The sequence below is a fragment of the Idiomarina aminovorans genome (assembly GCF_023155095.1).
GTDB classification, from domain to species: Bacteria; Pseudomonadota; Gammaproteobacteria; order Enterobacterales; family Alteromonadaceae; genus Idiomarina; species Idiomarina aminovorans.
The window spans coordinates 172,512-197,596 of sequence record NZ_JAKNDA010000003.1; the positions used below are offsets into that span (position 1 = coordinate 172,512).

The window sequence follows — 25,085 nt, forward strand, 5'->3', positions numbered from 1 at the left end:
GCTGCGAGTTATACTAATTTCGTGCCAACTAAATAATTAATAAAAATCAATAAGTTATTGTTAACCACTCTTTCCAGGTGTCCACTAATAGCACACACTAGTGTCCATTCGTGGATACCTGCAAATCTTTCTTTGACCCGCTGACCAATTTCCGCTTAGATAGCTCTTTATCAAAAGCGTCAAAGATAAGGGACTGTATGCCTCGCGTGCTAGTGGTTGACGACAATCAGGATATTCTTACCGCGTGTCGACTGTGTCTAAAACACCACGTTGATGACGTGCTGACTTTAGCAAACCCAACCGAGTTGATGGGTGTGCTTAAAGTCAACGAGATTGATTTAGTGCTGCTCGACATGAACTTCACCCGCGATTCCAGCAGTGGCGAAGAAGGTATTTTCTATTTAAAACAAATCATCGCAGCCCACCCTCAGTTACCGGTGATAATGATGACGGCCTACGCCGATGTCAGTCTGGCAGTCAGAGCTATGCATCTTGGCGCAAAGGACTTTATTGCCAAACCCTGGGACAACCAGCAGTTAATTACGGCGGTAGACAGTGCAGTTAAGAGTGCGGTAAAGAATGCAGTTAAAAGCACCGGCTCTCAAACCCTTGTTGATCCATCATCGTCCTCCACTCAGGCCGACGGTGAAACGCCATTGATTGGCGACAGCGAGCCGATGCGTGCCGTTAAGCAGATGATCGAAAAAGTGGCGGGCAGTGGCGCCAATGTCCTGATTCTGGGAGAAAGTGGAACGGGTAAAGAAGTGGTCGCGCGGCAAATTCATCAATTGTCTCAGCGCAGCAAACAGCACTTTGTCAGTGTCGATATGGGTACCCTTCCCGACAACCTGTTTGAGAGTGAGCTGTTTGGCTATAGAAAAGGGGCCTTTACCGGTGCTGCTCAAGACAGTCCAGGACGCTTGGTGCATGCCAGTCAGGGCACCTTGTTCCTTGATGAGCTGGGTAATTTGCCTTTAGTTCAGCAAGGGAAGCTGCTCACCGCGCTGCAAAATCGCTCCGTTACTGCATTGGGAGCCACCACGCCAACACCTATTGATATCCGCTTGATCAGTGCAACCAACGAAAACCTGCATCAACAGGTTGCTGAAGGCTTGTTTCGTCAGGATCTGTTTTATCGCATCAACACCGTAGAGATACAGCTACCACCGCTGCGTGAACGTGGCAGTGATATAGACTTACTGCTCGACTGGTATTGCGATCGTTATACCGCACACTACGGTCGCAGTGGGTTGAGCATTAAAGATTCGGATCGCAAATGGCTACGTAGCTACCAGTGGCCTGGTAATGTGCGTGAATTAGCGCATAGCATTGAACGTGCGGTGGTACTAGCCGATGACCAGTATCTTGAGTTCACTCCCTCAGCGGGAAGTACAAAAACTAACGCGAATACACCTTCTGCTACCGACGATGCCGAAGCCAATCCATTCCTGCTTGAGTATGTTGAGCGTAAAACCATTCAGCAAGCGCTGCAGTTCTTCCGGGGTAATATCAGTCATACGGCTAAAGCCCTCGGCCTTACCCGCGGCGCTATGTACCGGCGGATGGAGAAATACGGCTTATGAAGGCCATGATGATGTGGTTGATGACTCTCATCGTTTCCGTTGGCTTGTTAGTCTCGGGAGTCATGGCAAACTGGCAACACTCTAGTCTTTATAACTCAATGGCCGAGCCAAACCCAATATTTGACCGTTGGTTACTGCCGGGCTCTGCTCTACTGACGTTATTTGGCATTATTGCGCTGACATCAATAGTGATGATTCGACGCCAATTTACAACACAGCATATCCAGATAGCACAAGTGCTAAAGTCATTAATTAACCGGGATACCAGTCTAAGCTATGCCAGTGCGCCAAACATTCAGCCTTTACTAACAGAAGTACAAGATGAAATTGCCCGCAGCCGGGATGCTGCAGAAATTCAGGCCAACTACCTGAAAGTCCTAATTGCACAACTGGATATTGCGGTACTCGAAGTCACTGACGAAGGCCACATTGACCAATCCAATCCAGCAGCGGAACGTTTACTCAGGTTAAGCTTTATTCATGCCTGGCAAGAAACACTTGCCGGAAATAGCAGCCCCACAACGGAAAACGCAGTGTCAACGTCAGGTCCCCACCACGATACTGAGCAAACACACAATCAGCGTAATATCGATAACATGCGTAAGCTTCTGCAGCAGCATAAAGCAAGCAGCCGTGGCGAGCTCACCTGGCACTACCCCAACCACAAAGAAACCTTTATCTACACTCTTATTCAGAGTTTTAATCAAGGTAAGCAACGCACCCTACTGACCTTGCAAAGCATTGAAAAGCAGTTGGTTGCGCACGAGGTTAAAGCCCACCAGCAATTGGTCAAAGTGCTCACTCATGAAATTGCAAACTCCATTGCCCCCATGGTGTCACTGACCCAAAGCGCAGAATCCATCAGTACAGGCATGCTCAACAAGGGTGTCGAAGGCAGTGAAGACCTGGTAGAAGCGCTGGCCACCGTAAGTCGGCGCGGCCAGCATCTGACACAATTTATTCAGTCGTTTAAAGCCCTCAGTACCCCCGTTAAAGCCCGACTCGAGGCAAATTTTTTACAAACTCAAGTTGAAGAGGTGTTGCTGTTAATGCAAGAGGAATGCGCCGGCGTTGAAGTCAGCATTGATATCTCCCCAACATTTGAGGTGATGACGGACCCGGGACTGTTCGAGCAAGTACTGATAAACCTGATTAAGAACGCGTGCGAAGCCACCTTGGGTCAGGATAATCGGCAAATCCGGTTAGTTGCACAACACATCGGGCAGGTCTCCTGTCTTGATATCATCGATAACGGATCAGGCATCAGCGAACAAGCCGCCGCCAGCATCTTCGTGCCTTTTTTCACCACCAAGTCAAACGGTACCGGCATCGGCCTGCCCCTCGCCCGCGCGTTGATGCTCTCGCAGGGTGGTAACCTGTTACTGCTCAATGAAAGCAAACAGGGGCACTTTCGGTGCGTATTTGGGTAGATTCACTCGCCCAGCGAATAGAAATCGTCTTCATTTTGGGTGCGCCCGCGTCATCAGATGACCTTCTGGATCACCCATTATGTCGGAATCCACCGGAATAATAACCGCCCCGGCCGAATTCAGCATGGCATTCAACTGCCGGATATGACGATGTATTTTCTGCTGGGGCGGGTTTTCCTCGGTAATGTTGCGCTGCACGGATAGAAAGTAGTCAACATCTTCATCTTTCAGGCGCATACGGGTAATTCTCCACTCCACCTGGTAAGAAGTGCCATCCTTCCGATAATTCCAGGTGCAACCTTCAAACGAATCGCCGGCGCGCAAGTTCATCACCAGGCGATCCAGAACCCCACGGTCGGTGTCTGGTCCTTGCAAAATACGGGGCGAGGCGCCCAGCAGCTCTTCACGCGTGTAGACGGTCATGCTCAGCATCGCAGCGTTAGCATGAACTATAGTCGGCCCTGGTGGCTCAAGCTCGACGGTGGTGATAAACACTGCATAATCGGGCTGGTCTATGGCTGTCTTTAGAACTTAAGGCTTGCTGCTGGACTTCATTTGTTTAGTGTCTCCCAGATGGTAATTACCACTCATGCGGCAATAGGTATTACATTAAATATTTTGCATTTTCAGTAAACTTTTTCGCTCGCCTTTAGAGTATAGCTCTTGAGTACGTTTATGCACGGCCTTCGGAATTGCTGCGGTCACGACTCCACAGAGGCCGATTTTCTCGATCATACCCTGGGCAATCGCACAGTTGTTATTGGCGACCGGATACTCACGGAAGTACTTCAGGGGTTTCGACATGAAAAAGACTACAGAATTGCCAAGAGTATTCTGGAGGAGTTTACCGTATTTGAGCTTCTCGGAAAGAAAATGGCTATAAAGAGCGCGGACAATTTCCGAAAGCTGCTCAAGAAAGGAATTACTATCTGGAAGACCGCCGACGTTATCATTGCATCGTACTGTATTGAGCATAACCTTCCTTTGCTTCTCTCAGATAAGGGCTTCCAACCCTTCGTGGAGCATCTGGGTCTGCGAAACGCAGTATACACATAAACACAATGACTTTCCCGCGTTGATAATAACCCGGCGCCACGTTGCATGGCCTGGTTATGTTTCGGTATCCGGTAATTCGAGTTGCCTCTCACTACGCCAGACTCGAATGAGCACAACCTCTGTTGTCTGCCTAAGGTATACCCAACGTTGCCTTGGCGTCCTCCAGCGATACGGTATTGCCCTCACGAACATCCATAAGCCCCTGAACAACAGCTATGCCGCGACCACGACTAGTAAGCAGGAGTGGACGATGCGTAGCCTGCGCTCGACCAACCATCTTTCCGGGGTTAATCTTCAGGTCTGATAGAGGAATGACATCCTCAGAAAATTTCACTTGCATAGTATTTACCCGATCAACGATTTAGTGCTATTAATAGCACCCGTTAACAGTTGCTATTAAGAAACCTAACGCAGAGCTTTGCGGCAATTTTGGAGCCGCGTAGCGGTGGAAAGATTGTCCGGCAACAGCGGCTGGTTATGCATTATTCGTAGTGACTCCAGAACCTGAGAACTTTCACTACCTGCTCGTTGCCGAGCACTTGGTAAACCAGACGATGCTGAATATTGATGCGGCGTGAATAAGCCCCCGCAAGGTCACCAATGAGCTTCTCAAACGGAGGCGGCTTGCGGTATGGATCTTCCCTTATCAGCGCTAACAATTCCTGGGCTTTTGGTTTGAGGCCGCTGGAAGCCAACTTCTTTGCATCTTTCTGGGCCTGCTTAGTGTAAACCAACTTCCATGTCACCAGTTCAACTCCTCATCGCATTCATCCACGGGGGTATCCATCCCTTCACGAATAGACGCCCGCATACCGGGTACGGAGAGCAGGTAAAGCGTTTCCTGAATTGCAGACCAGTCTTCCTCGGAGACCAAGACGGCTCTGTTCCGCTTACCCATGATGACGATTGGTTGGTGGGACTCGGCAGTCTCGTCAATCAACCGATAAAGGTTGCTGCGTGCCTCAGTTGCTGTGATTCCGGTCATGACGCACCTCTTGCGTGTTTAACTTTTAATCAAGTGTACGCCTATGAGTACGTACGTCAACACGAACGCCCTGCATAAGCTTTTAATATTGCGCATGCGCACTTTGTCATTCATGAAGTTGCTGCCTTTTTCTTCGCAACCCATTAATAAATAATTTATTTTTCTCGAAAAGTCCCTAGGGCGTGTTGATCTTTCGTGATTAGTTTTTGAGCGGCATGGTAAAGAGTTATAATTTGTTTCGCCAAAAATAAACTAACAACTCAATACCATGCCGAGACTAATGCTAACTGATAAGCGGTGGAAAAAGCTACTTCAAGTAATGAAGAGCACAGGCCGCATTTACAATAAACCAGAACACAGAATGACGTTTGAAGGGATATTATTCCGGCTGAGAACCGGAATTCCGTGGCGTGACTTGCCATCGGAATTTGGTGATTGGAGCGCGGTTTATCGCCGGTTCAATTTGTGGTCGAAGAAAGGTTTATTAAATATGTTATTCAATGAGTTAGCAAAACTATCTGATTACGATTGGGTCTTTGCTGACGGCTCTATTGTTAAAGCTCATCAGCATAGTACCGGAGCGGCTACCGTGGATAATGAGTGCATTGGAAAGAGCCGAGGTGGTAACTCTACAAAAATTCATTTAGCCGTGGATAGTGGCGGCCTTCCTATTTATTTTGAACTATCAGAAGGCCAGAGAAATGACATAGCTCGGGCTCAAAGTCTGGTAGACCATTTGAGGGAAGTAAACATTTTCGTAGGCGACAAAGGATACGATAGTGACGCATTGAGGAAATATGTTGAAGTCAAAGGAGGGACTTCAGTCATACCCAAACGTAATTATGGCCAGGATATAGACAAAGACAGTGTCGATTGGTGCCTATATAAATATAGGCATTTAGTTGAAAATGCGTTCGCACGAATAAAACATTATCGTTCAATATCAACCAGGTATGAAAAGTTAGCGAGAAATTATGCCAGTATGGTGTCACTGGCATTTTCATTGATGTGGCTACCGATGTATTGCTGAACAAAATATGTACAGGAAAGATCAACACGCCCTAAAAACAGAAAAACAATTCGAGCATGCTCATTAGCGTTCTAAGAAGTGCGCAATATCCAACTTTGATTATCTATTATGTCATTGACATTAAACGAGTTAAGCACGCAGTACAACAACAAACTATGCCATATTGCTGAGCTAAAAGTACTCATATCATCAGCAATTATTCAGTAGCGCCAGCGCTATATACGGTCTCCTAACTTCAGTTTTCCGCACCTCTCCGAGCCATTTACTTGCCAGCATATATCCACAAACTGTGCTTCACTGCTCAATAATCGGCGCAATTCATCGAAGTTGCTTTCCGTTATTTTTTTTGCCGTTAATCTCTTTCATTATTGCGGGTGCGGTAATCCCTAATTCCGCTGCATGTGAGTCTTCTGCTACCTGCTCTATCAAAGCGCCCAGCCTGTGTGGTTCGAGTACTAAGCCGCTGCGGTCGATATCCGTTTTATAACTAAACCGATTATTTTTCATAAGCGCAATAAAGCCTTCCTGGTAGTTAAAGTGCACATCGAAGTTCCGAAGTAGTCCGCTGCCAATCATCCCCACGCCGTGTTCATCTTTAAAGTAGGGTAAATCATGGGCTGCTACCTTTTTAAATTCTGCATCGCCCAGTCCAAAAAAGTTAATACGACTGGTTTTTAAGACCTGTTCGCCATCAAAGTTCTATGTTTTCGTTTCAAAATACTTAGTTGGGAACGCTATGTCAGCAGCGAGTTTTTCGTTCAAATAAATAGAGTCAGGCGCTCCGGTATCGACGACAAACGCATAGTTTGTTTTAGTACCGTTTTTGTTTTTCATGGTGGCATCAATATAAGGAATTCGGCCATGAACGGACAATGGCAAAGTAACCCAGTTATTGCCGCTGAATTCGCTTTTTGTGGTCTTTTCAGAAAACCGCAACAACTGCTCTGCGTAAAGCACCGTGATATTAAAATGATTCAATAAGTCGTAGCCAATTGCGCCATCAAAATAAGCCGTGTCATAGTCACTAAACAGCGGATTTTGCTCAATAGGAACATGAATAAAAGTCAGCTCAGTAAGCTCTATGTCACCCACCTTTATAACGCCATCATTTACGACGTCAACTTGCCGCCCCTGTAAATCAATTTGCCTTTCCACATTAAGTGGTACGTTCTTAGTTCGGTGCGTCTCAAAAAATAGTGTCGCAGAGGCCGCTGAGTCAAAAGCAAACCTTAATGACTCCGTATCATTAACCGCAACTTCAATAATAATGTGACCGTCATGCCAAACGAAAGGCACCGTGAAACTTTCTTCTTCACTTAACCACGTTTGGGATGCCAGCGCGTTGCCGCTTTGTAAGTTAATAATGCCTTTGGCCGAGCAACCTGCGGTTAATAATATGACGGTTACCAGCGCTATCAATTTAGCAGTAACCCAGTAGTGTTTAGTCAAGATATATACTCCCAATGAATGTTTGGGCTATAGTAGCTCGGGCAGACTATATGTTATTGAACGATATTGCGATTAGATGAAGAAAGTATGAAAAAGGCTTTGGCATAGCTCGAAATAAGTCAGTTGAAGGACGGGCAACTGATAAACGCCCGAGAACTTTTCATTTATGCACTTACTTGGGATAAGATTCTGCAATGTGCCAAAAGCTGCCATTGGAACGTCAACTCGCATGCGGCAGCTCCGTACGTATTTCAGACCTTCAGGCTTCTCAGAATTAAGCTACGTATCTACTAATATCATACGCGGTATATCTTGATTATTCGTTAATCATTCGGAATTGAAGGCTCTGCTTCACCATCCAGTGAAGCTTGAACAAGTGCCCCCAAGAATTTCGTGAAAGGCTCTATGTTTTGGTTTGTGCTCGCCTCTTCAAGTGCAACCATATAATCATTGCGCTGTTTCAGTGGCACAATCGTCCAAGGGTAGCCACCACTGGCAAGCATGGCATTCATCAAAAAACGCCCTGTGCGGCCGTTACCATCCATATAAGGATGAATATAGACAAATATAAAATGCCCTAGCACAACACGCACAGCGGCATTTTCTTCGGCTTTCAGCAACTCAAAAAACGCTGGCATAGCATCGCGCACAGCCTCTCGGCTTGGCGGTGTGTGCATGGAACGACGGATAAAAATGGGCGCATTCCGATAACCAGCAAGATCGGCAGGTTTATGAATACCAGCCGTCACTCCCGGCGCAAACATTTCGCGATACCATACGCGATGATCGTTATCGACGACTTCTCCTGCATTATGCCCATCGAGTATTCGATCTATACTATTGCGCACGGCTTGGTAAGCCTGCCAATAACCTCGGGCGGCCAAAACATTTAGCCGCTCTTTATCATCAGCGCTTTGTTCTGGATTCCAATCTCCAGTGCGAACGCGGGTAATCAACTCAGGCGTGACGCGATAGCCCTCAATAGAAAGCGAGTGATAGGCATCCGTTACATACACATCTTCAACATGCTGCATGTATGCGTTTTTATCGACTGTTTGCATCGGGGATGCTGGAAAGTGCGCTATCACAGTTTCCCGCATATGCTGCCACATAAGCCGTATACGATTTACGTATGGGGATTGCTCGCGCCGTGAGAAGCTTAGGCTGGATTGTTCCTCAAACGGGTCTGTTTCGCGCAAATCATACCCAGCCGCGCGCATTGTACCCATAATATCGTCAGCAATTTGAGTCCGGCCAATATTTCTGAATGCACCTGCTAAACGGCCAGCAATAGAGCTATGCCCACCTTCTAGCAATTGATCCAAAACTTCAGATGCATCACTAATCATAGATAGTCCCGCGCGCATATCTGTTGGGTTTTGAGTAAAGCGCTGTTTGCTACAGGCAATCAAAGCAGCAGGAAGGCTATATATGCGCAGACCGTTTTTGCTCGACACCTGAGCCGGTTCGGGGAGCGCAGCGCGAATATCTAATAGTGATGTACCGTGAGGCAATTCTGTTACATTGTTCCGTGCTTTGGTAGCTCGAACTAATAACTGTTTGGGCACAGTCCTATTTTCAGTATGAAGCGCGATAGATTGCTCAGGTGATAAGCACCAATCGTCGCCCTTTAAGTAGTTAAGGTAGGCTGCACAAAATTGCCAAAAGGAGGCATACCAAGCCGTGCTCTCCCCGCGTGTTTCATCTGGGCGTGCTGGCACATACCAGCCCTTGATGACTTCCTCAAGGAAGCCATTTTGAACGAGGCGTTCTCGGTGAGTGCGCGAGAGATCAGCAGAGCGTATGGCAACTGAACCATTGATCTGAAGATCGTGAAGTGCTTCTAAGGCATCAGCCAGTTTATCAGAAGGTGTTGCCATGGTGGTTCTACTCGCTTATCGTGCGTATCTACTATTCGCTTATTGTGTTGTACCATTTTTCGCTTATTATGTCGAACGATAATTCGCTTATTGTGCATAAATAGTGCGAGAAATTTAGTTTATAGGAGCTTATGGCAATGGAAATTCGCCCATTTTCAGTATCACCTTGCAAGCCTTGCCACGAGCTTTCATTCAGCAGTCTTTTGTTTTAAGTATCGACGGACACCGTTATGTTGTTCTCTGGTACTACCAGCACGCCCGCAATTTAAACTTCCGCCCCTTGTCTAAGGGAGCTATCTGTTCGCCAACTTCTTAACGTCCGAATGACTATATATCCATCCACTAGAATAATGAAGAAGGTGAATGCCAAAACAGAACGCCACATCGTTACACTGGATGTCATCGGTGACTCTCCGCCTCAAGTGCTTTTCGTTTTCTATAAGGCATAATCAATAGCCTCCAAACCCAATAACCGGTGGCCGATGCGTAAATCAGATTTTTGCCAAGAAACATCCAGTCAAAACCGGTATCTGGCCAGTAAAAAACAATGTCAATAATGTTCACTATGAAAACTATTGAACAAACTACGGCAACTAACAACAGAATAGATTCTTTCAAAGAATACACTGAAACACATCCTGGTTGGTTACAAAATATTAACACGATGATTTCTTTGCCCCAGAAAGGCAAACCTTACCAAACAGCACAGCTCTAAGGTAGAATACCCGCTCTTATCACTATTAAGCTGCACATTAATACATGACTTTTTCTGAACTCGGACTTTGCCCTGAAATTCTTGCCGCCCTGTCACGCCAGGGTTATACCCAACCAACACCCATTCAAGAGCAGGCCATTCCAACCGTGCTTGCGGGTAATGACGTAATGGCTGCGGCGCAAACGGGCACGGGTAAAACAGCAGGTTTTACCTTACCGATTTTAGAAAGGCTTAAAGACAACGAACGCGCCAAATCAAACACCGCACGGGTTCTTATTCTGACGCCCACTCGCGAATTAGCGGCTCAGGTGGGTGAAAATGTTGCGAACTACGGCAAGGACTTACCCTTAAACTACGCGGTGGTCTTTGGTGGTGTGAAAATTAATCCGCAGATGATGAAGCTTCGCAAAGGCGTTGATATTCTGGTCGCCACGCCGGGCCGCCTGCTTGACCTTTATCAGCAGAACGCCGTTCGCTTTCCGAAGCTGGAAGTCCTGGTACTTGATGAAGCCGACCGCATGCTCGACATGGGCTTCATTCACGACATTAAGAAAATTATTAAGTTGTTACCGGCAAAGCGCCAGACGCTGATGTTCTCGGCCACGTTTTCTAATGACATTCGTACTCTGGCGAAAGGCCTGGTGAACAGCCCGGTCGAAATTTCCGTGGCACCACCGAACGCCACGGCGGAGCGTATAGAGCAAATAATGTATGCGGCGCAGAAGAGTGAAAAGCCGCGTATGCTCATGGAAATACTCCGCGACCTTAACTTACCGCAAGTGCTGGTGTTTTCACGCACCAAACACGGTTGCAATCGATTAGTGAAGCAGCTCGACAAAGGCGGCTTCTCGGCGGCAGCTATTCACGGCAACAAAAGCCAGGGCGCCCGCACCAAAGCACTAGCCGATTTCAAGGCTGCCAATGTGCAGGTACTTGTCGCAACCGACATTGCCGCGCGTGGAATCGATATCGAAAAACTGCCGTACGTTATCAATTACGACCTGCCCCAGGTTGCCGAAGACTACGTGCATCGCATTGGCCGCACCGGTCGTGCCGGCCAGGTTGGGCACGCTATATCTCTGGTAACGGACGATGAATTCAAGCTCTTGAAAGCCATTGAAAAACTGATAAGCCAGCCTATTGAAAAGCGTAAGCTGGCAGGTTTTACCAACGTTGAGCTCACGGGCAAAAGTTAGAGCTTACTGACTGTTATTTTCCAGTGCCTGAATCTTTTTCCAGAGCTCATCGGCTTGCTGACTGATATGTGAGCTGTCGCGAAGATTACCGTTACGCTCCATTTCCAGTGCTTTCTGTTGCAGCTGTTTCAGTTCTTTGCGCATTTTTTTCGTCGGGTCTGACTTAAACAATCCAAACATTATGAATGACCTGAGGTTAACTATTGTGGTTATTGATACGACACAAAGAGATGAAAAGTTTTACTTCAAAGAAATGAATCCTTAATCCGAAAATCTGGTTGCAGATTCCGCCAGTGAGTTTTCAATATCTTTTTCTGTGGGTCAGCCATAGGCAACTCTGACAACATATTTGGCCAACGCGTTCTTGCTAACTCAAGCACCTCTTCTAAGTGAACTTTAACAGCCGGCCAGGGAGCACTTATGCGAGTTGCCAACGCTTCAAATGAGGCCATATCAACCTTATACCAGTTTTTGTTTTTTGCTATATTAAGCGCAAACTCTTGCTCGTTATCGACATAAGGTAATGTCGATACAATGTCATAGGCTGGCGATAAATGCGGCCTCACACCGCCTGAATAAATTAGAGACCAATTTTTCAAATGTGCGTCGCCGTTGGCTAATAAAATATTAACTAACAACCTTCGAGTCATTTGCTGAATATCTTGTAACCCTTTCGCGCCATACTGATACAAAGCATTAGCAATTTGCTCGTAATTAAACTTTTTATATTTATCATGAGAGTAAACCTGAAAAACCTGTGCAAAATCTTCGGTATGTATGCGACGCCCCTCATCTCGATCAAACCGTTTTATCGCATAAGCATGAGCTTCATTCGGCAGTTGAATGTCAGGCAGATTATCCAACTGCGAGAGTTCAACCAATTTAACTTCAGGGATATCAACACCTGCCGCTTGCGCCATTAACATGGCGGTATATTCATTATAGGGTACGTTCTTGTGCACCGTTGACGGTGTTTTAATTATCCAGCTATCACTATTAGCGTCTTCGCCAATATTAAACCGTCCTTCTTGTCCCCTTACTGACGAGAATTTCATTTGTACACCAGCCAGAGAAAACTTATTTTGACTCTGTGCGACATCAATTTGTACGGCTTCAACTTGCTGACGATGATCCAGCGCCCAATCAGGTACCTGACCGGCTTTTACCGCCTCGGCGCGTAGTGCTCCGGGTAAGTTTCCTCCCATATGAGCCAATAAAGGAAATTCATTCTCTGCATGAACTTTTAGTGAACGAGCCATCCACTCTCTTAATGCACCTTCCGGCAATAGGTTTGACAGAGTAGGTGTTAATCGCTGCGCGCTGATTAATGGCTGCTGTAGAAACTGCTTATTGGCTAATTGAGTCAGGGTTGTGGTCTGGCGCTCAGGTTCAGGAAGTGCAATATAATTGGGCGAAAATACAAAAATATTTTTGCCTCCGGAATAGTGCGTCAAAACTCCAATTTCCTGGCCGTTAATGGATAGTCGGAGCCCTTCGACATTTTCTATTCTTTTCGCGTCAGCCATAATTTTCAGTCCTCTAGATGCTTATGCTGACTTGACCAAAAATCATCAGCCGAGCGGGAAGGTTCAACGGTTTGACTGTTTTCTATTTGCTCTGGATCTATAATCGATAATTCAAGCCTCAGACCAGCCAGAATACGCAGTAAAGTTGAGACTTTAAGATCCTGGCCCGACTCAACTCGTTGGTATTGTTGCTGCGACATACCAATAAGCATCCGCATATCTTTTTGAGATAAGTTCTGCTTTTTTCGCTCTGCAATCAGTCGTTCTGCAATGTCTTCTATCGTTTTCATAAAACAACTTATAAATTGTACATAAAGCCAATATACAACATTAAAATTGTAAATCAATATAAAAACAACTCTTATATTGTTATTCTTATCATTTTACTCGGCTTCTATGATTCATTGGCTTGTTAAGGTTAAACTCGATAAGCCATAAACCCACGAACCACACGACTAAAGGTTATGACAATTCAAAGCAGCCCAGCCGGCATAACGCCAAAGATACCGAAAGATGCCCTAGAACACCTGCGTACTTGCATGAACCGTTATCATGAAATTACCGAAGGCTGCTGGCAGAAATTTCAGCAATTATTAACCTTTCGCGAGTACGCCCGTGCCGACTTAATCTACTGCGTGGGTGAACACCCTAAAAGCTTCAGCTTTATTCATAGCGGTTTAGCCCGGGTGTTTCATTTGGATGAAAACGGTCAGGAATATAACAAACGCTTCTTTAGTGAAGGTGAGTTTCCGGCCTGTATGACCGCGCTACTAACCAGTACCCGCTCGGCATTAAGTGTCGAATGCTTAGAAAACTCCGCGGTAATACACATTGATTTTCACGGTTATCGGCAGCTGTTAGAGCAAAGCCCGGATCTAATGCTTTATCATATCCGTTACTTAGAAAAGAACTGGCTGCTGGAAAAAGACGAGCGCGACAACGCCTTTGGCCAAACCACGGCCAGCCGCCGCTACCAGACTTTTATTGAACAGCTCCCTCACCTGGCAGGCCGGGTTCCGCAATATCACATTGCCTCACACCTCGGTATCACTCCCGTGCAACTGTCACGCTTACGCAAGCAGTTACAAAGCACCGAATAATTTTTTCGCTTATTAAACTATGTTAATGCGCCCTCTCTGAGGTATCTGAATAATAGAGCTCACTTGCTAAGAATATAGCTAAACAGGAGCTCTAAATGTACTTAGAAAAATTACAGCAATGGCGTTACGCAACCAACACCTTCTCTGACACCGAAGTGTCTGATGAGGTATTAACTCAGTTATTGAATGCGACTCGGTTAACGGCGTCGTCCTACGGGTTACAACCTTATCGCACGCTGGTCATTCGTGATAAAGCCATACAACAACAGTTGGTTCACTGCTCTTATGGCCAGCAGAAAGTTGCGGACAGCTCTGCTTTGGTCGTTTTTGCTACAAAAGCCGCCAGAGTCGAGGATATTGTGACTCCCTATATCAATGAATTAGCGCAGCAGCGCAAACTCACTGATGAACAGGCGCAAAGCACCCACGGCTATTTAATCGAACGCCTGCAAGCTATGTCCGCTGCGGAGCTTAAAGAATGGGCGACGCGTCAGGCATATATTGGCTTAGGCACGTTTTTGCTGGCAGCAGCAGAGCTGCAAGTGGATAGCTGCCCTATGGAAGGCATTGAGAAAGCACGCTACGACGACATTCTGTCTTTACCTGCCCGCGGGCTTAATACCGCGTTCGTTTGCCCGGTAGGCTACAGAAGCGAACAGGACGTTACTCAATTGCAGAAAAAAGTACGCCTGCCACTTTCGCAGTTCAGAGTCGCCTTATGACACAGACGGTACTTGTGATTATGGCTATTGCGGCGGGTATGTCGATAGCCATTCAAGCCAGTATTAATGCGATGATGGGACAACTGGCGCATAATACCTTTTTGTCTCTCACCATTGCTTTTACCATTAGCGCGCTGTTCTCGGCTATGGCTCTCTGGGGATTTAGCGAACGCAGTACGCTCACTTTTTCAAATTTACCCGGGTACTTCTGGCTAATTGCAGGCGTTTTCACCTCTTTTGGGGTGGGCACCATGTATTTCCTGATTCCGAAACTAGGCATTGGACAAGTCATGGCTTATGCCCTTACCGGGCAATTAATTGGTGCCATGATAATCAACCATTTTGGTGTGTTAGGCAGCCCCGCCATTGCACTTAACAGTTACCGTTTGCTGGGTGCCGGGTTACTTATTTCCGGTGTCTTCCTGATTAATATGGGAGCAAGACAATGACCACAGAACAACATCAAAACCTGCATAATTTACATCAGCTCTGGCGGCTTCAGCCTTATCAGGAGCTAACCACCAGCCGTGGTCTTCCTTTTTATAAGCTCGAACAATGGCCGGCAAGAGCTTGGTGCCAACCCGGTAATTACTCAGAAGCCGAGAAAACGCACCTATTTGCGGAGTTGAGCACGCAAATGTCGGCATCTCACACGTTATCGATGCCGGAAGCTCTGTTGCCTAAAGGCGAACCCGGGCTTAACTCGTTAGCCCTCAGTTTTAGTCAACAAATGATGACCAAAAACCTGGATGCCTCAGCACCCGGCTCTGCTTTTCCGCATTTAGCACTAGAGCCTACAGGCCCGCAACAGGCGCAGCAATGGGCTATTACCACCGGCAAGTGCTTTGGTTATATGGTCGCTGCATCGTCCGTAACCAACCTCCTGCACGGTCATGCCCTGCTTTATTTTATTGTTTATCAGAGTGGCATAGCCGGTACCGCTATGACCTTTACTCATAATCAGCAAATGGGCATTCATCAGGTCGGCGTTATTGATCAATACCGGGGCAAAGGGCTGGCCAGAGAAGCTATGCTCCTGCTTGAACAGCTGGCTCTGTCAGCCGATATCAACACATTACAACTGCAGGCATCGGCAATGGGCCAGCCTCTTTATCATTCATTGGGTTACCGGTCCCTCGGTGCTATTCATAACTATGTTAAGTAAGCGCAGAACCACGTTAATTGACGCTCTTCGGCTTTTTACGTAAGTTACGTAAACCTAACTAAAAACAAGGAAGAAACCATGTCTAAATTTACGGAATACAAAGTTGTTCATATTGCCGAAGGCGGTTGCGGTACTTTGCTGTTAGGCTCTAGTGGCCTGCCGTTAAAGAAAATTGAATCCACATTGAACCAGGAAGCGGCCGACGGCTGGCAATTGGTGTTTCAGGTTATTGAGCAGAAACGCTTTTGGTTATTCTGGTCTCGTGAGGCGGCCATTCTGACTCTGGGTCGATAAAAACGTTATGCTGAAGCGACTGCTTTTGGCATCAATTCGTTGGTATCAGCGGCATGGCGGCTCGCGTCGCTTTTTTAATACAGAATGTAATTTTGAACCAAGCTGTTCCGCCTATACTTACCAGGCCATTAGCCAATATGGTACGTGGCGGGGTTTTAAGCTTGGTATTGCGCGCATGCGGCGCTGTAATGACCCGGACTGCGTGCATAAAAAGCACGATCCGGTTCCTTAAACGAGGTGACTTCTATGTCTGATAAAATGTCCTCCCAACAGTTGCGTGATGAAGAAGAAGCGTTACGTTTAAAAATACGCGAGCTTTCTGACGAACAGCGAAAACAGTATTACCGCCTTGAAGGTCAGCGGATAAAAGATCCCGACACCTATGCGGTACTCAACTGGTTTCTGCTGGCGGGGTTGCATCACTTTTATTTAAACAACACCCAGCGCGGTGTTATCAACCTTTGTGTCATGCTACTCGGGCTGGCCATGCTGCCGTTTTTACCATTACTTGGCGTTATCATTCTGCTTGCCATTGTGATTATTGAGCTGCCTCAGCTGTTTAAATCGCAACAGATTGTGCATGCCTACAATAACAACCTTATGCGCCAGCTGATTGAGGAGGTTAAGTCCGGTCATACCTGAATAAGGCATAATTACGTATCAGCGAAATTACTTCAGCTTTAGGTGGCTGCTTATTGAATCTGCCAGCGTTTCCGGCACTTCATTCTCTTTCGCTAATTGCGGCCACTGAGCCACCGCGTTAATCACATCATCAATAATCGCATCAATTTCCTGTCGGGGTACTTTTGACAAATGCACGTCTGAAAGCGCGTAAAAATCGGCCCGGGAATGGTCACTGCGTTTTCCGTTTAGGGACATCCAGTGCTGCTCGACCCAGGGGTTCCCGGGCTTGTAGCTAAATGCCACGTCGTAGGCCGGACTCAGCCGCCACTGTGTGCCTTCCAGCATAACGCCAAAGTTCTTTGAATGGTCATCGTGGTTCGTCGCTACGTGGTTGAACACCATGCGTCGGAATAAATCTATCGCGTCTTCCCGTGGCAGCCGCAGCTGGCGGGCCACCTGAAACAGCTCCTCGTAAGAGAAAGAGCCAATATCGTGATAATTTACGTGCTTAATGGCGCCGTACCCCAGTGGGTCACCAAAAGTTTGCTGAGCCGGGTCTCTTTCTTGTACGCCGTCGAATTTTAACAGGGCAAAGAGTCGGCCAGCATACCGGGCAAGCCTCTGAAGGTATCCCAGTTTAACCCCGGAAACGAAAATATCCGGCCTTTTTCAGCGGGCATGGTTAAAGGCGCAAGGGGAATGTTTTTGTCGACAAATTCAGAAAAATATTCGAACCGCGCCGCCGTATCGCCTTTGCTATAGCTTAAGGCACCAACCGGCGCATCTTTTTATCTTACTTCAATGGTATTGATCACCAGTCCAGCTCCTCATTCTTAGCAGGCTGCACACGAGTTTTACCGCTCGCCCGTTTCTTTTGTTTGGTGCTGCTTTTTAGCAACTGCACAGGAGAAACGCCCTCGTCCGGGAAGGCCGCCAGTAAGTTATCGATATGACCTAACGCCTGAAGAATAGCGACATAGGTGGGCAACGTGCTTTTACCACTTTCCGCCGATTTAACCGCATTCAGTGAGACATTAGCTAAGGTAGCTAAATCCTCCTGGGTTAAGTCCTGATTCAGTCGGTACTGTTTAACTCGTTGACCAATGGCTGCTGGAACACGTTCATAATTCATATAAAGTACCTTTTATAGTCTTTAAATCTATGATTAGAGTTTAGCAGACTATTTATGGTACGCAATTTAACTTATATAAAAGACTTTATATAGGCTACAAAGTAAAATTTTAAGTTTAAAATTCATTTAGAAGGCTATAATACACAGCGAAAGAACTACCACGGTGTTTGACCTCGTTATGAGGTGTATTTTAGTGCATTATTTATTCATTCCCATTTTAAAAGCTTTAGGTAATGGACACAGCACAACTTGAAAATATTACTAGTGTCGCTATGACCTTGCCTGAGAAAGAGCGAGCTAAATTGGCACATGATTTGGTCGCAAGTTTAGATGGTCCGGCCGATACCAGTATTGCCGAGGCTTGGGACATTGAAATTTGTCTAAGAATCAATGACATTGAATCAGGTAAAACTGAGCTTCTTGATGCTGATGAAGCCATTTCACGCGCCAGAGCTCAGATTAAGGACTGAACTTGAAGGTAGCAGAAGCCGTTTGTTAACAGTTTATTGCCACTCAATCTTAAGGTCTTTATGTGACTGTGCGCAGTCGCGCAGATAGAGATTAATTAGGCTCTGATACGGAAGGTCTTTTTCCTCGGCCAGATTCTTGAAATACGCAACGGTATCTTCATCCAGCCTAATCGTAACCTGCTTCTTGAGCTTTTTGGCATAAGGATTCTTAACGGAGTCTGAAAAATTGTAGTGATCACGCATACCTATACCCTTCATAAGTCTTTCGCTCTCGCTTATCAGCCTTTCGCGCAGAGATGATTCGGATGGTCTCACCGTCTCTAACGCAGTGGCACACCACCAGCAAACGAGAATGGATGCTCGTTCCGAGGAGTATGAATCGGTCCTCGTCAGTAGAATGATCAGGATCCGCTATTAGGCGCCCGAACTCGTCTGTAAAGGCAGTTTTGGCCTCGTTGAACGAGACGTCATGCTTCTTTCGATTAGAGGCATCCTTGCGAGGATCCCAGTCAAAGGTGAGATGGCTCGTGAATTACATTGTAGTTACAGCGTAGGTATTGTCAAGGTGCCGAGTCATATACTGTTAACGCTAGCGGCAGAGGCGCGACGAACGGAGCGTCCCTTGACCGCCCTGGTTATATTCACTCGTTTTCATACCTCCAATGCTCATGCTTTATGTAAGGTACGCGATAAAGAAGTTCAGCAAAGTCAATCGGAGCCTCACCGGTAAGATGCTTTACATGTTCTTGTAGGGACGGAAATAGCGGGAACGATTTGTCGTAATTTACTGGCTTCGCCATTAGCAATGTGTTGTCAATTTCTTCTATGCATTGGAGCCTGATGCATACTCCAGAGTGCGAGTCTGCATAATGAGACCACATAACAACATTGTCGTTTTTTTCGCTGAGGCATATCACACGTGATCGATTTAGATCGTTGGTGATTAACGAATTTATATTATCTTGATATTGTTGAAATCGTGCCCCTGATTCTGCTACACCTTCCCGTAAAGTACGAAGCACCTCCTCTTTCGGAATCAAGTCTCTACGTTCCCTGAGCATTCGCACCATCAAAGACAGGCCAGTTTCTTCGACAAACACAGGCTCGTCGTCCGAATACACTAACCGTTCAACCTCGTCAGCTATAGCTGACGAGAATTGTTCCTGTGTATATGAAAAGTTGAACGACATTTGATGATCAAATGGATCATTAAACTGTTTAGGCTCCCTCCATCTCAGCGAACAATTTTCGAGTACTGCCGTGGCCGTATCACAAGGCATAAATTTGTAGAAGTAATCTCTATCGTGATTTCTGGGCACAAGCTTTCCTTGTTGCATCTAACGCTTCAATCAGCCGACGCGTCAGCGGTCGGCTGGATTGACTTGTTAGCCTCTCGTGTGACCAAAATGGGGGAAGTTCCTATACTTTTATATCCGTATATGGCTTTTGCTCTTTTTATCAAACGCTTATCCTCTGATAGGATTGCTGAGCAGTACGCACCCATTGCTATATGGCCGGCATCGCTCCTTACGTTATGAATTTTATTTAGTTTTCGGCATTTTTTCTCTGCTTGAAAACCTAATATATCAAGTACCGCATTGCATCCGATTATTCCGAGATACATCGGCCAGGACTCGTAACCTTGCTTTTCAATAGGATCAAAGCCAAAAAATTGATCGCAACTAATCTCAGCTCCCTGCATTGTTGGAGATATTATTTCCCATATTTTTTCGATCTCATTTTCTCCTGAAATGCTACCGATAGCGCCTTTCTCATCGCCAAAAGCGGCCCTAGTTTTCTCTATATTATTTCCATTCAAGATCATTTCATCGATCATGGAATCAAATTTGGGCTTTATAGACTTAACTTTGCCGGTCATTTCGGTAGTATCAAAAGGCAACTCAGAAGTTAGGCTGAGAATTTGGTGTGCGAATTTTTCGGATAGATCCTTTAATGGCCCTTCGTCTCCGCCACCGTTAACCCAAACCTGAAATGGGTCAAAAAGGGTATCGTCGAAATCCACATCTCTGTTTGCCTCAATATAGGCATCATAATGCTGATGAGGGGGTCCGCTCTCATTTAACCGGGCTTCACCAGTAATCTTCCAGTTCTCGTCGAGAACAAGATCCAATAATTTTGCATCTATAGCATCGAGTACATCTAAATATTTCGCGGGTTCATCAGAACGTCTAATCTCCGCAAAGTGTTCCTTTGAGTAAACCCAAGTTACATCATCCCGTTTAGCTAGGCTGATAATGCCCTGCAACTGCAGTCCGATGATATTCTGATCGATGTAAATTAAAGGCTTACTCATAAGTCTCCATGGAGGCTAACGCCCGCCATAAACGGCCGAGTGAAACGAGGTCCGGCGACCGAAGGGAGCGTATTTAATGGTTTGGTTATGCATTTCTTAGGTCTACCTTATGATGCCAAAAACCAACTGAAAGCGCTGCAATAGACCCTCCAATCGCAGCTGCAATGAGGTCAAGCCAGTCAAATACCCCAGTTCCGAGATGCGGCTGAAGAACTTCGTATATCACGCAACTCATAGCTAGAGCGATTGAATTACCGCGGGCCTTTTTGGGCGTCCTACTCAAGACTGGAGTAAGACCGAAAACTATGACAAATGCTCCACCAAAACTCCCAACACTATCGGCCACGCCATAATCGTTCACACCGTCACTATAGACCCATGGCCGATAAAGTGTTCGCATAATTTCCGTGGCAATAAAGAAGAATATTGCGATACTAAACATGACTATTCGTTCTTTTGTCACCTACCCTGCATGAGGATGATCTTAGTGGTGGATCGAATTGCATAACGCCGAAGCACAGCGGCGACCTTGGAGTGGCGACGAAGGAGCCACATAAAGGGCGTCCGGCGGCCACCGGCCGCGTACTGATACGCCTTGTTAAATGGCCCTGGGCACACGGTCCGCTCGAGCCACTGTTTGATTGAGTTGCCGGAGTTTGTTTAGAGAAACTTGAAACTGGCCATTACTCGGTAGCCGTTTACCTTTGAATTGCTCCCAAAAAAGGGCTCCTGGCCCGTTATAGACTTCCTCGAATGAACCGTCACGCAGGATCTTGATGATGATCGTATGCTGCGGCTGACTCCGGAACGCAACAGCGTTGGATTGCGTAGCCTTGATCTCAACTTCCAAGCCGGTTTCGGTGACAGCGTCATAGCCTTTGTTGGACGCTGTCTTCAGCTCCAAGTTGTATGCATCGGCCACAAGGCATTCACCCAAACTGCCAACCATATGACCATCCGGGGTGAAGTGCCTGCCTGGGAACATGGCTTCCAGCTCATTGACCGTTGCATAGAGCTGATTAACCAAGACCCGAAATTTATCGTGATCGATCATAGACATTTAACATTTATATATTATCCCTGCGCACTTTGTAACTCGTTAAATTGATGGCTACCGACTATTAAGTTGCTGATAAATAAAAAATTCCCGTATTTAAGCCCTCTAAACAAGCAAAAGCAATTTGAGCATGCTCAGTTACACTCTAACGGACGCACAATATCTAACTTGGATTTTTTTATTATGTATTTGACATTAAACGACTTAAATACACAAAACAACAAGAAAACGTGCAATATGGCGAGATAAGGGAGGTAGTCTGTTTAGCCCGCTAACCAAGGTTACTTACAACACGCTCTCCACCAATAAAAAAGCCCGCTAAAAAGCGGGCTCCATAGTCATGTCAGAGATATCGAACCTGACGTAAACGTCAGGCATCCCCAGCACAACCCTTACCGGTACTCTTCAATGCTCGGGCATGAGCACATCAGGTTACGGTCGCCGAACACGTCGTCAATACGGTTGACTGTTGGCCAGAACTTATCGTAGCCAACGGCTTCTACCGGGTAGGTCGCTGTTTTGCGATCGTATGGGCGGTCCCATTCAGCGTCGGTAATGTCAGCCAGTGTATGCGGAGCGTTAACCAGTGGGTTGTTGTCTTTTGGCCATTCACCGGCAGCCACTTTCTCGGCTTCGGCTTTAATGCTGACTAAGGCTTCAATAAAGCGGTCCAGCTCGGCTTTAGACTCAGACTCGGTTGGCTCAACCATAATGGTACCCGCTACCGGGAAGCTCATGGTGGGTGAGTGGAAACCGTAGTCCTGTAAGCGTTTAGCCACATCAATTTCGGCAATGCCGGCGGCGTCTTTCATTGGGCGCAGGTCAATAATGCATTCGTGTGCCACACGGTTGTTGCGGCCACGGTACAGAATTTTGAAGTGCTTGCTCAAATTTTTAGCCAGGTAGTTAGCATTTAAAATGGCAACTTCTGAAGCTTCACGTAAACCACGTCCGCCCATCATGGCAATGTACATCCAGGAAATGGTGAGAATGCTGGCACTACCAAACTGAGCACCCGACACCGCACCATTACCGGCTTTAGGTCCGTCGATGTTCACAATAGAGTGGTTTGGCAAAAACTCAGCCAGGTGCTGCTTTACACCAATAGGACCCATACCCGGGCCGCCGCCACCGTGCGGAATGCAGAAGGTTTTGTGCAGGTTCAGGTGCGATACGTCCGAGCCAATATAACCCGGTGACGTTACGCCTACCTGGGCGTTCATGTTAGCGCCGTCCATGTACACCTGACCGCCGTAGCTGTGAACCAGGTCACAAATGTCTTTAATGCCTTCTTCGTACACGCCGTGCGTGGACGGGTAAGTTACCATAACGCACGACAGGTTCTCGCCCGCTTCTTCGGCTTTGGCTTTCAGGTCATCCATATCCACGTTGCCGTGTTTATCGCAGTCGACCACCACTACTTTCATGTTCATCATTTGCGCAGAAGCCGGATTGGTTCCGTGCGCAGAACTTGGTATCAGGCAAATGTTGCGGTGTCCGTCACCACGGCTTTCGTGGTATTTCTGGATAGCCAGCAAACCGGCATATTCGCCCTGTGCACCGGAGTTCGGTTGCATCGAGAGGTCATCGTAGCCAGTCACATCAATCAACCATTCAGACAAGGTCGATACCAGCTCGTGATACCCCTGCGCCTGCTCTGCCGGGCAGAATGGGTGCAGCTGACCAAACTCAGGCCAGGTGACCGGGATCATCTCGGCGGTAGCGTTCAGCTTCATGGTGCATGAACCTAATGAAATCATTGAGTGGTTCAGGGCTAAATCTTTGTTTTCCAGTTTTTTGATGTAACGCAGCATTTTAGTTTCTGATTGGTATTCGTTAAATACCGGGTGCTGCAGATACTCAGAGGTACGCACTAAATCAGCCGGAATAGATTCAACATCACCACCGGCTACGCGGCTGTCCAGTACATCAATGTCTAACCCGTGGTTGTCACCAAACAGGGCTGAGAATAGCGCTTCAACGTCATCGCGCGTTTTCGCTTCGTCCAGGCTCAGGCCAAATACGCCTTCGCCATCAACACGTAGGTTAAGACCCAGGGCTTTAGTACGCGCCAGAATGTCGGCGGCGTTTTCTTTCATTTCAAAGGTTAAGGTGTCGAACCAGTGGCTGTTCACCAGCTTCACGCCTTTGTCCTGCATGCCTAGCGCGACAATGTCGGTTAAGCGGTGAATGCGGTTGGCAATGCGGCGCAGACCGTCCGGGCCGTGATAAACGGCGTAGAACGAGGCCATATTCGCTAACAGTACCTGTGCGGTACAAATGTTCGAGTTGGCTTTCTCACGGCGTATATGCTGCTCACGGGTCTGCATGGCCATACGCAACGCCGGACGTCCGCGCGAGTCTTTAGAAACACCGATAATACGGCCAGGCAGTGAACGCTTAAACTTGTCACGAGTGGCAAAGAACGCCGCATGAGGACCGCCGTAGCCCATAGGGACACCAAAACGCTGAGCGTTACCGAACACCATGTCGGCACCCATTTCGCCGGGTGCTTTCACCATCAGCAGGCTCATTAAGTCAGAAGCAACGGCAACAATGGTCTTTTTCTCCTGCAACTCACCAATCAGCTGCTCAATGTTGTGCAACTGGCCTTGCTTGTCCGGGTACTGCAACAACGCACCGAATACATCGTGATCGGACGCTTCACGCGCCGGACCGACGATAATCTCGAAGCCAAAGTATTCGGCACGGGTTTTCACCACGTCGATGGTTTGCGGGTAAACGTTGTCAGCAATATAAAACGCGTTCGATTTTTTGTTTTTGGAAACACGCTTCGCCATGGCCATTGTTTCAGCGGCGGCGGTGGCTTCGTCCAGCAACGAGGCACTGGCTAAGTCTAAGCCGGTTAAATCCATGGTCATTTGCTGGAAGTTAAGCAGTGCTTCTAAGCGGCCCTGAGCAAGCTCCGGCTGATACGGCGTGTACGCGGTGTACCAACCCGGATTTTCCAGTACGTTACGCAAAATAACATTGGGCACTACGGTGTCGTAATAGCCCATGCCAATGTACGAGGTGCAAATTTGGTTCTTTTTCGCGATAGTTTTAAGCCGAGCCAGAGCTTCACGTTCTGTTTGCGGCTCTCCGGTTTGTAGAAAAGGTTCGCGCAGAATGGTCCCGGGTACGGTGTCTTTGGTTAATGCTTCTAAAGAATCGACACCCAGTTCAGCCAGCATGGCTTTTTGTTCATCGGCGCTGGGGCCAATATGGCGGCTAATGAATTCATCGTGGTGTTCTAATTGCGTCAGGGTAGTACTGCTCATATAACTCGGCCTCGTGCATTTATCGGAAATTTACCGAAAACTTATCGGAAATAAGAAACAACAAACCCCGGCTAAT

The 25,085-nt window shown here is 47.0% G+C and carries 31 protein-coding genes and 2 pseudogenes; 13 read left to right on the top strand and 20 right to left on the bottom strand.

The features are described 5' to 3' along the window. Positions 1 to 197: 197 nt before the first annotated feature. Entirely contained in the window at positions 198 to 1,583 is a 1,386-nt protein-coding gene (locus L8G48_RS07400; protein ID WP_248263967.1) for a sigma-54-dependent transcriptional regulator, read from the top strand. Beyond that, positions 1,580 to 3,013, top strand: coding sequence for a sensor histidine kinase (locus L8G48_RS07405; protein WP_248263968.1), 1,434 nt, complete (start codon positions 1,580 to 1,582; stop codon positions 3,011 to 3,013). The genes L8G48_RS07400 and L8G48_RS07405 overlap by 4 nt, the downstream gene beginning before the upstream one ends. 30 nt (positions 3,014 to 3,043) lie before the next feature. Here L8G48_RS07405 and L8G48_RS07410 read toward each other — a convergent pair whose 3' ends face one another. Then, on the bottom strand, positions 3,044 to 3,508 hold the full coding sequence (locus L8G48_RS07410) for a PAS domain-containing protein (protein WP_348983645.1): 465 nt from the start codon (positions 3,506 to 3,508) through the stop codon (positions 3,044 to 3,046). A gap of 180 nt (positions 3,509 to 3,688) precedes the next feature. Here L8G48_RS07410 and vapC point away from each other — a divergent pair, with 180 nt between their 5' ends. Beyond that, on the top strand, positions 3,689 to 4,069 hold the full coding sequence (vapC, locus tag L8G48_RS13615) for a type II toxin-antitoxin system VapC family toxin (RefSeq protein WP_443986716.1): 381 nt from the start codon (positions 3,689 to 3,691) through the stop codon (positions 4,067 to 4,069). Positions 4,070 to 4,199: 130 nt separating this feature from the next. Here the strand turns inward: vapC and L8G48_RS07420 are convergent, their stop codons facing one another. The 3 genes from L8G48_RS07420 to L8G48_RS07430 form a co-directional block, all read right to left on the bottom strand. Further along, complete coding sequence (locus tag L8G48_RS07420; RefSeq protein WP_282444715.1) at positions 4,200 to 4,409, bottom strand: type II toxin-antitoxin system Phd/YefM family antitoxin; 210 nt, start codon at positions 4,407 to 4,409, stop codon at positions 4,200 to 4,202. A 142-nt stretch (positions 4,410 to 4,551) separates the two neighbouring features. Beyond that, entirely contained in the window at positions 4,552 to 4,815 is a 264-nt protein-coding gene (locus tag L8G48_RS07425; RefSeq protein ID WP_248263971.1) for a Txe/YoeB family addiction module toxin, read from the bottom strand. Beyond that, complete coding sequence (locus L8G48_RS07430; RefSeq protein WP_248263972.1) at positions 4,812 to 5,054, bottom strand: type II toxin-antitoxin system Phd/YefM family antitoxin; 243 nt, start codon at positions 5,052 to 5,054, stop codon at positions 4,812 to 4,814. The genes L8G48_RS07425 and L8G48_RS07430 overlap by 4 nt, the downstream gene beginning before the upstream one ends. A gap of 268 nt (positions 5,055 to 5,322) precedes the next feature. Here L8G48_RS07430 and L8G48_RS07435 point away from each other — a divergent pair, with 268 nt between their 5' ends. Beyond that, a complete protein-coding gene (locus tag L8G48_RS07435; RefSeq protein ID WP_248263187.1) occupies positions 5,323 to 6,084 on the top strand; it encodes an IS5 family transposase in 762 nt (253 codons plus the stop codon). A gap of 318 nt (positions 6,085 to 6,402) precedes the next feature. Here L8G48_RS07435 and L8G48_RS07440 read toward each other — a convergent pair whose 3' ends face one another. From L8G48_RS07440 to L8G48_RS07450, 3 genes are all read right to left on the bottom strand, one after another. Then, on the bottom strand, positions 6,403 to 6,627 hold the full coding sequence (locus tag L8G48_RS07440; protein WP_248263973.1) for a hypothetical protein: 225 nt from the start codon (positions 6,625 to 6,627) through the stop codon (positions 6,403 to 6,405). A gap of 156 nt (positions 6,628 to 6,783) precedes the next feature. Next, a complete protein-coding gene (locus tag L8G48_RS07445) occupies positions 6,784 to 7,533 on the bottom strand; it encodes a hypothetical protein (RefSeq protein WP_248263974.1) in 750 nt (249 codons plus the stop codon). 323 nt (positions 7,534 to 7,856) lie between these two features. Continuing rightward, positions 7,857 to 9,413, bottom strand: coding sequence for a Fic family protein (locus L8G48_RS07450; RefSeq protein WP_248263975.1), 1,557 nt, complete (start codon positions 9,411 to 9,413; stop codon positions 7,857 to 7,859). A gap of 759 nt (positions 9,414 to 10,172) precedes the next feature. Between L8G48_RS07450 and L8G48_RS07455 the strand changes: the two genes are divergently transcribed. Next, complete coding sequence (locus L8G48_RS07455) at positions 10,173 to 11,324, top strand: DEAD/DEAH box helicase (RefSeq protein ID WP_248263976.1); 1,152 nt, start codon at positions 10,173 to 10,175, stop codon at positions 11,322 to 11,324. A gap of 3 nt (positions 11,325 to 11,327) precedes the next feature. On the opposite strand, the gene L8G48_RS07460 is transcribed toward L8G48_RS07455, so the two are convergent. From L8G48_RS07460 to L8G48_RS07470, 3 genes are all read right to left on the bottom strand, one after another. Next, the gene (locus tag L8G48_RS07460) at positions 11,328 to 11,504 is read right to left on the bottom strand and encodes a DUF6435 family protein (protein WP_248263977.1); all 177 of its coding nucleotides are present in this window, start codon (positions 11,502 to 11,504) and stop codon (positions 11,328 to 11,330) included. A gap of 65 nt (positions 11,505 to 11,569) precedes the next feature. After that, positions 11,570 to 12,850, bottom strand: a complete 1,281-nt coding sequence (locus tag L8G48_RS07465) for a type II toxin-antitoxin system HipA family toxin (protein ID WP_248263978.1) — start codon at positions 12,848 to 12,850, stop codon at positions 11,570 to 11,572. Between the two features lie 5 nt (positions 12,851 to 12,855). Then, on the bottom strand, positions 12,856 to 13,140 hold the full coding sequence (locus L8G48_RS07470) for a helix-turn-helix domain-containing protein (protein ID WP_248263979.1): 285 nt from the start codon (positions 13,138 to 13,140) through the stop codon (positions 12,856 to 12,858). Between the two features lie 174 nt (positions 13,141 to 13,314). Between L8G48_RS07470 and L8G48_RS07475 the strand changes: the two genes are divergently transcribed. From L8G48_RS07475 to L8G48_RS07505, 7 genes are all read left to right on the top strand, one after another. Continuing rightward, positions 13,315 to 13,950 carry a Crp/Fnr family transcriptional regulator gene (locus L8G48_RS07475; protein ID WP_248263980.1) on the top strand — a complete coding sequence of 212 codons (636 nt, stop codon included), beginning with the start codon at positions 13,315 to 13,317 and terminating at the stop codon, positions 13,948 to 13,950. 95 nt (positions 13,951 to 14,045) lie between these two features. Next, complete coding sequence (locus L8G48_RS07480; RefSeq protein WP_248263981.1) at positions 14,046 to 14,672, top strand: NAD(P)H-dependent oxidoreductase; 627 nt, start codon at positions 14,046 to 14,048, stop codon at positions 14,670 to 14,672. Beyond that, positions 14,669 to 15,121, top strand: a complete 453-nt coding sequence (locus tag L8G48_RS07485) for a DMT family transporter (RefSeq protein WP_248263982.1) — start codon at positions 14,669 to 14,671, stop codon at positions 15,119 to 15,121. Before L8G48_RS07480 ends, L8G48_RS07485 begins: the two co-directional genes overlap by 4 nt. Further along, on the top strand, positions 15,118 to 15,837 hold the full coding sequence (locus L8G48_RS07490; RefSeq protein WP_248263983.1) for a GNAT family N-acetyltransferase: 720 nt from the start codon (positions 15,118 to 15,120) through the stop codon (positions 15,835 to 15,837). Before L8G48_RS07485 ends, L8G48_RS07490 begins: the two co-directional genes overlap by 4 nt. 78 nt (positions 15,838 to 15,915) lie before the next feature. Next, positions 15,916 to 16,131, top strand: a complete 216-nt coding sequence (locus L8G48_RS07495; protein ID WP_248263984.1) for a DUF4177 domain-containing protein — start codon at positions 15,916 to 15,918, stop codon at positions 16,129 to 16,131. A gap of 7 nt (positions 16,132 to 16,138) precedes the next feature. After that, positions 16,139 to 16,363, top strand: a complete 225-nt coding sequence (yidD, locus tag L8G48_RS07500) for a membrane protein insertion efficiency factor YidD (RefSeq protein ID WP_248263985.1) — start codon at positions 16,139 to 16,141, stop codon at positions 16,361 to 16,363. Between the two features lie 14 nt (positions 16,364 to 16,377). Continuing rightward, positions 16,378 to 16,773: a TM2 domain-containing protein gene (locus L8G48_RS07505; RefSeq protein ID WP_348983646.1), complete on the top strand. Its 396-nt coding sequence runs from the start codon at positions 16,378 to 16,380 to the stop codon at positions 16,771 to 16,773. A 27-nt stretch (positions 16,774 to 16,800) separates the two neighbouring features. On the opposite strand, the gene L8G48_RS07510 is transcribed toward L8G48_RS07505, so the two are convergent. From L8G48_RS07510 to L8G48_RS07520, 3 genes and pseudogenes are all read right to left on the bottom strand, one after another. Next, complete coding sequence (locus tag L8G48_RS07510) at positions 16,801 to 17,391, bottom strand: type II toxin-antitoxin system HipA family toxin (RefSeq protein WP_348983650.1); 591 nt, start codon at positions 17,389 to 17,391, stop codon at positions 16,801 to 16,803. Beyond that, a pseudogene (locus tag L8G48_RS07515) lies at positions 17,337 to 17,480 on the bottom strand (type II toxin-antitoxin system HipA family toxin); the annotation flags it as partial. The gene L8G48_RS07510 and the pseudogene L8G48_RS07515, both read right to left, overlap by 55 nt. An 86-nt stretch (positions 17,481 to 17,566) precedes the next feature. After that, positions 17,567 to 17,887 (bottom strand): helix-turn-helix domain-containing protein, encoded by a 321-nt coding sequence (locus L8G48_RS07520; RefSeq protein WP_248263986.1) that lies wholly within the window; start codon positions 17,885 to 17,887, stop codon positions 17,567 to 17,569. Positions 17,888 to 18,120: 233 nt separating this feature from the next. Between L8G48_RS07520 and L8G48_RS07525 the strand changes: the two genes are divergently transcribed. Further along, the gene (locus L8G48_RS07525; protein ID WP_248263987.1) at positions 18,121 to 18,357 is read left to right on the top strand and encodes an addiction module protein; all 237 of its coding nucleotides are present in this window, start codon (positions 18,121 to 18,123) and stop codon (positions 18,355 to 18,357) included. A 33-nt stretch (positions 18,358 to 18,390) separates the two neighbouring features. On the opposite strand, the gene L8G48_RS07530 is transcribed toward L8G48_RS07525, so the two are convergent. The 7 genes and pseudogenes from L8G48_RS07530 to gcvP form a co-directional block, all read right to left on the bottom strand. Next, positions 18,391 to 18,600 (bottom strand): BrnA antitoxin family protein, encoded by a 210-nt coding sequence (locus L8G48_RS07530; RefSeq protein ID WP_248263988.1) that lies wholly within the window; start codon positions 18,598 to 18,600, stop codon positions 18,391 to 18,393. Continuing rightward, positions 18,593 to 18,853 (bottom strand): annotated as a pseudogene (locus L8G48_RS13620) (BrnT family toxin); the annotation flags it as partial. The gene L8G48_RS07530 and the pseudogene L8G48_RS13620, both read right to left, overlap by 8 nt. Before the next feature lie 145 nt (positions 18,854 to 18,998). Further along, positions 18,999 to 19,694 (bottom strand): DUF2971 domain-containing protein, encoded by a 696-nt coding sequence (locus L8G48_RS07535; RefSeq protein WP_248263989.1) that lies wholly within the window; start codon positions 19,692 to 19,694, stop codon positions 18,999 to 19,001. Positions 19,695 to 19,702: 8 nt separating this feature from the next. Next, complete coding sequence (locus L8G48_RS07540) at positions 19,703 to 20,671, bottom strand: hypothetical protein (RefSeq protein WP_248263990.1); 969 nt, start codon at positions 20,669 to 20,671, stop codon at positions 19,703 to 19,705. 85 nt (positions 20,672 to 20,756) lie between these two features. Next, positions 20,757 to 21,134 (bottom strand): hypothetical protein, encoded by a 378-nt coding sequence (locus L8G48_RS07545; RefSeq protein ID WP_248263991.1) that lies wholly within the window; start codon positions 21,132 to 21,134, stop codon positions 20,757 to 20,759. A 135-nt stretch (positions 21,135 to 21,269) separates the two neighbouring features. After that, positions 21,270 to 21,725, bottom strand: coding sequence for a DUF6998 domain-containing protein (locus L8G48_RS07550; protein WP_248263992.1), 456 nt, complete (start codon positions 21,723 to 21,725; stop codon positions 21,270 to 21,272). Between the two features lie 395 nt (positions 21,726 to 22,120). After that, positions 22,121 to 25,009, bottom strand: coding sequence for an aminomethyl-transferring glycine dehydrogenase (gene gcvP / locus L8G48_RS07555; protein WP_248263993.1), 2,889 nt, complete (start codon positions 25,007 to 25,009; stop codon positions 22,121 to 22,123). Positions 25,010 to 25,085 lie beyond the last annotated feature (76 nt).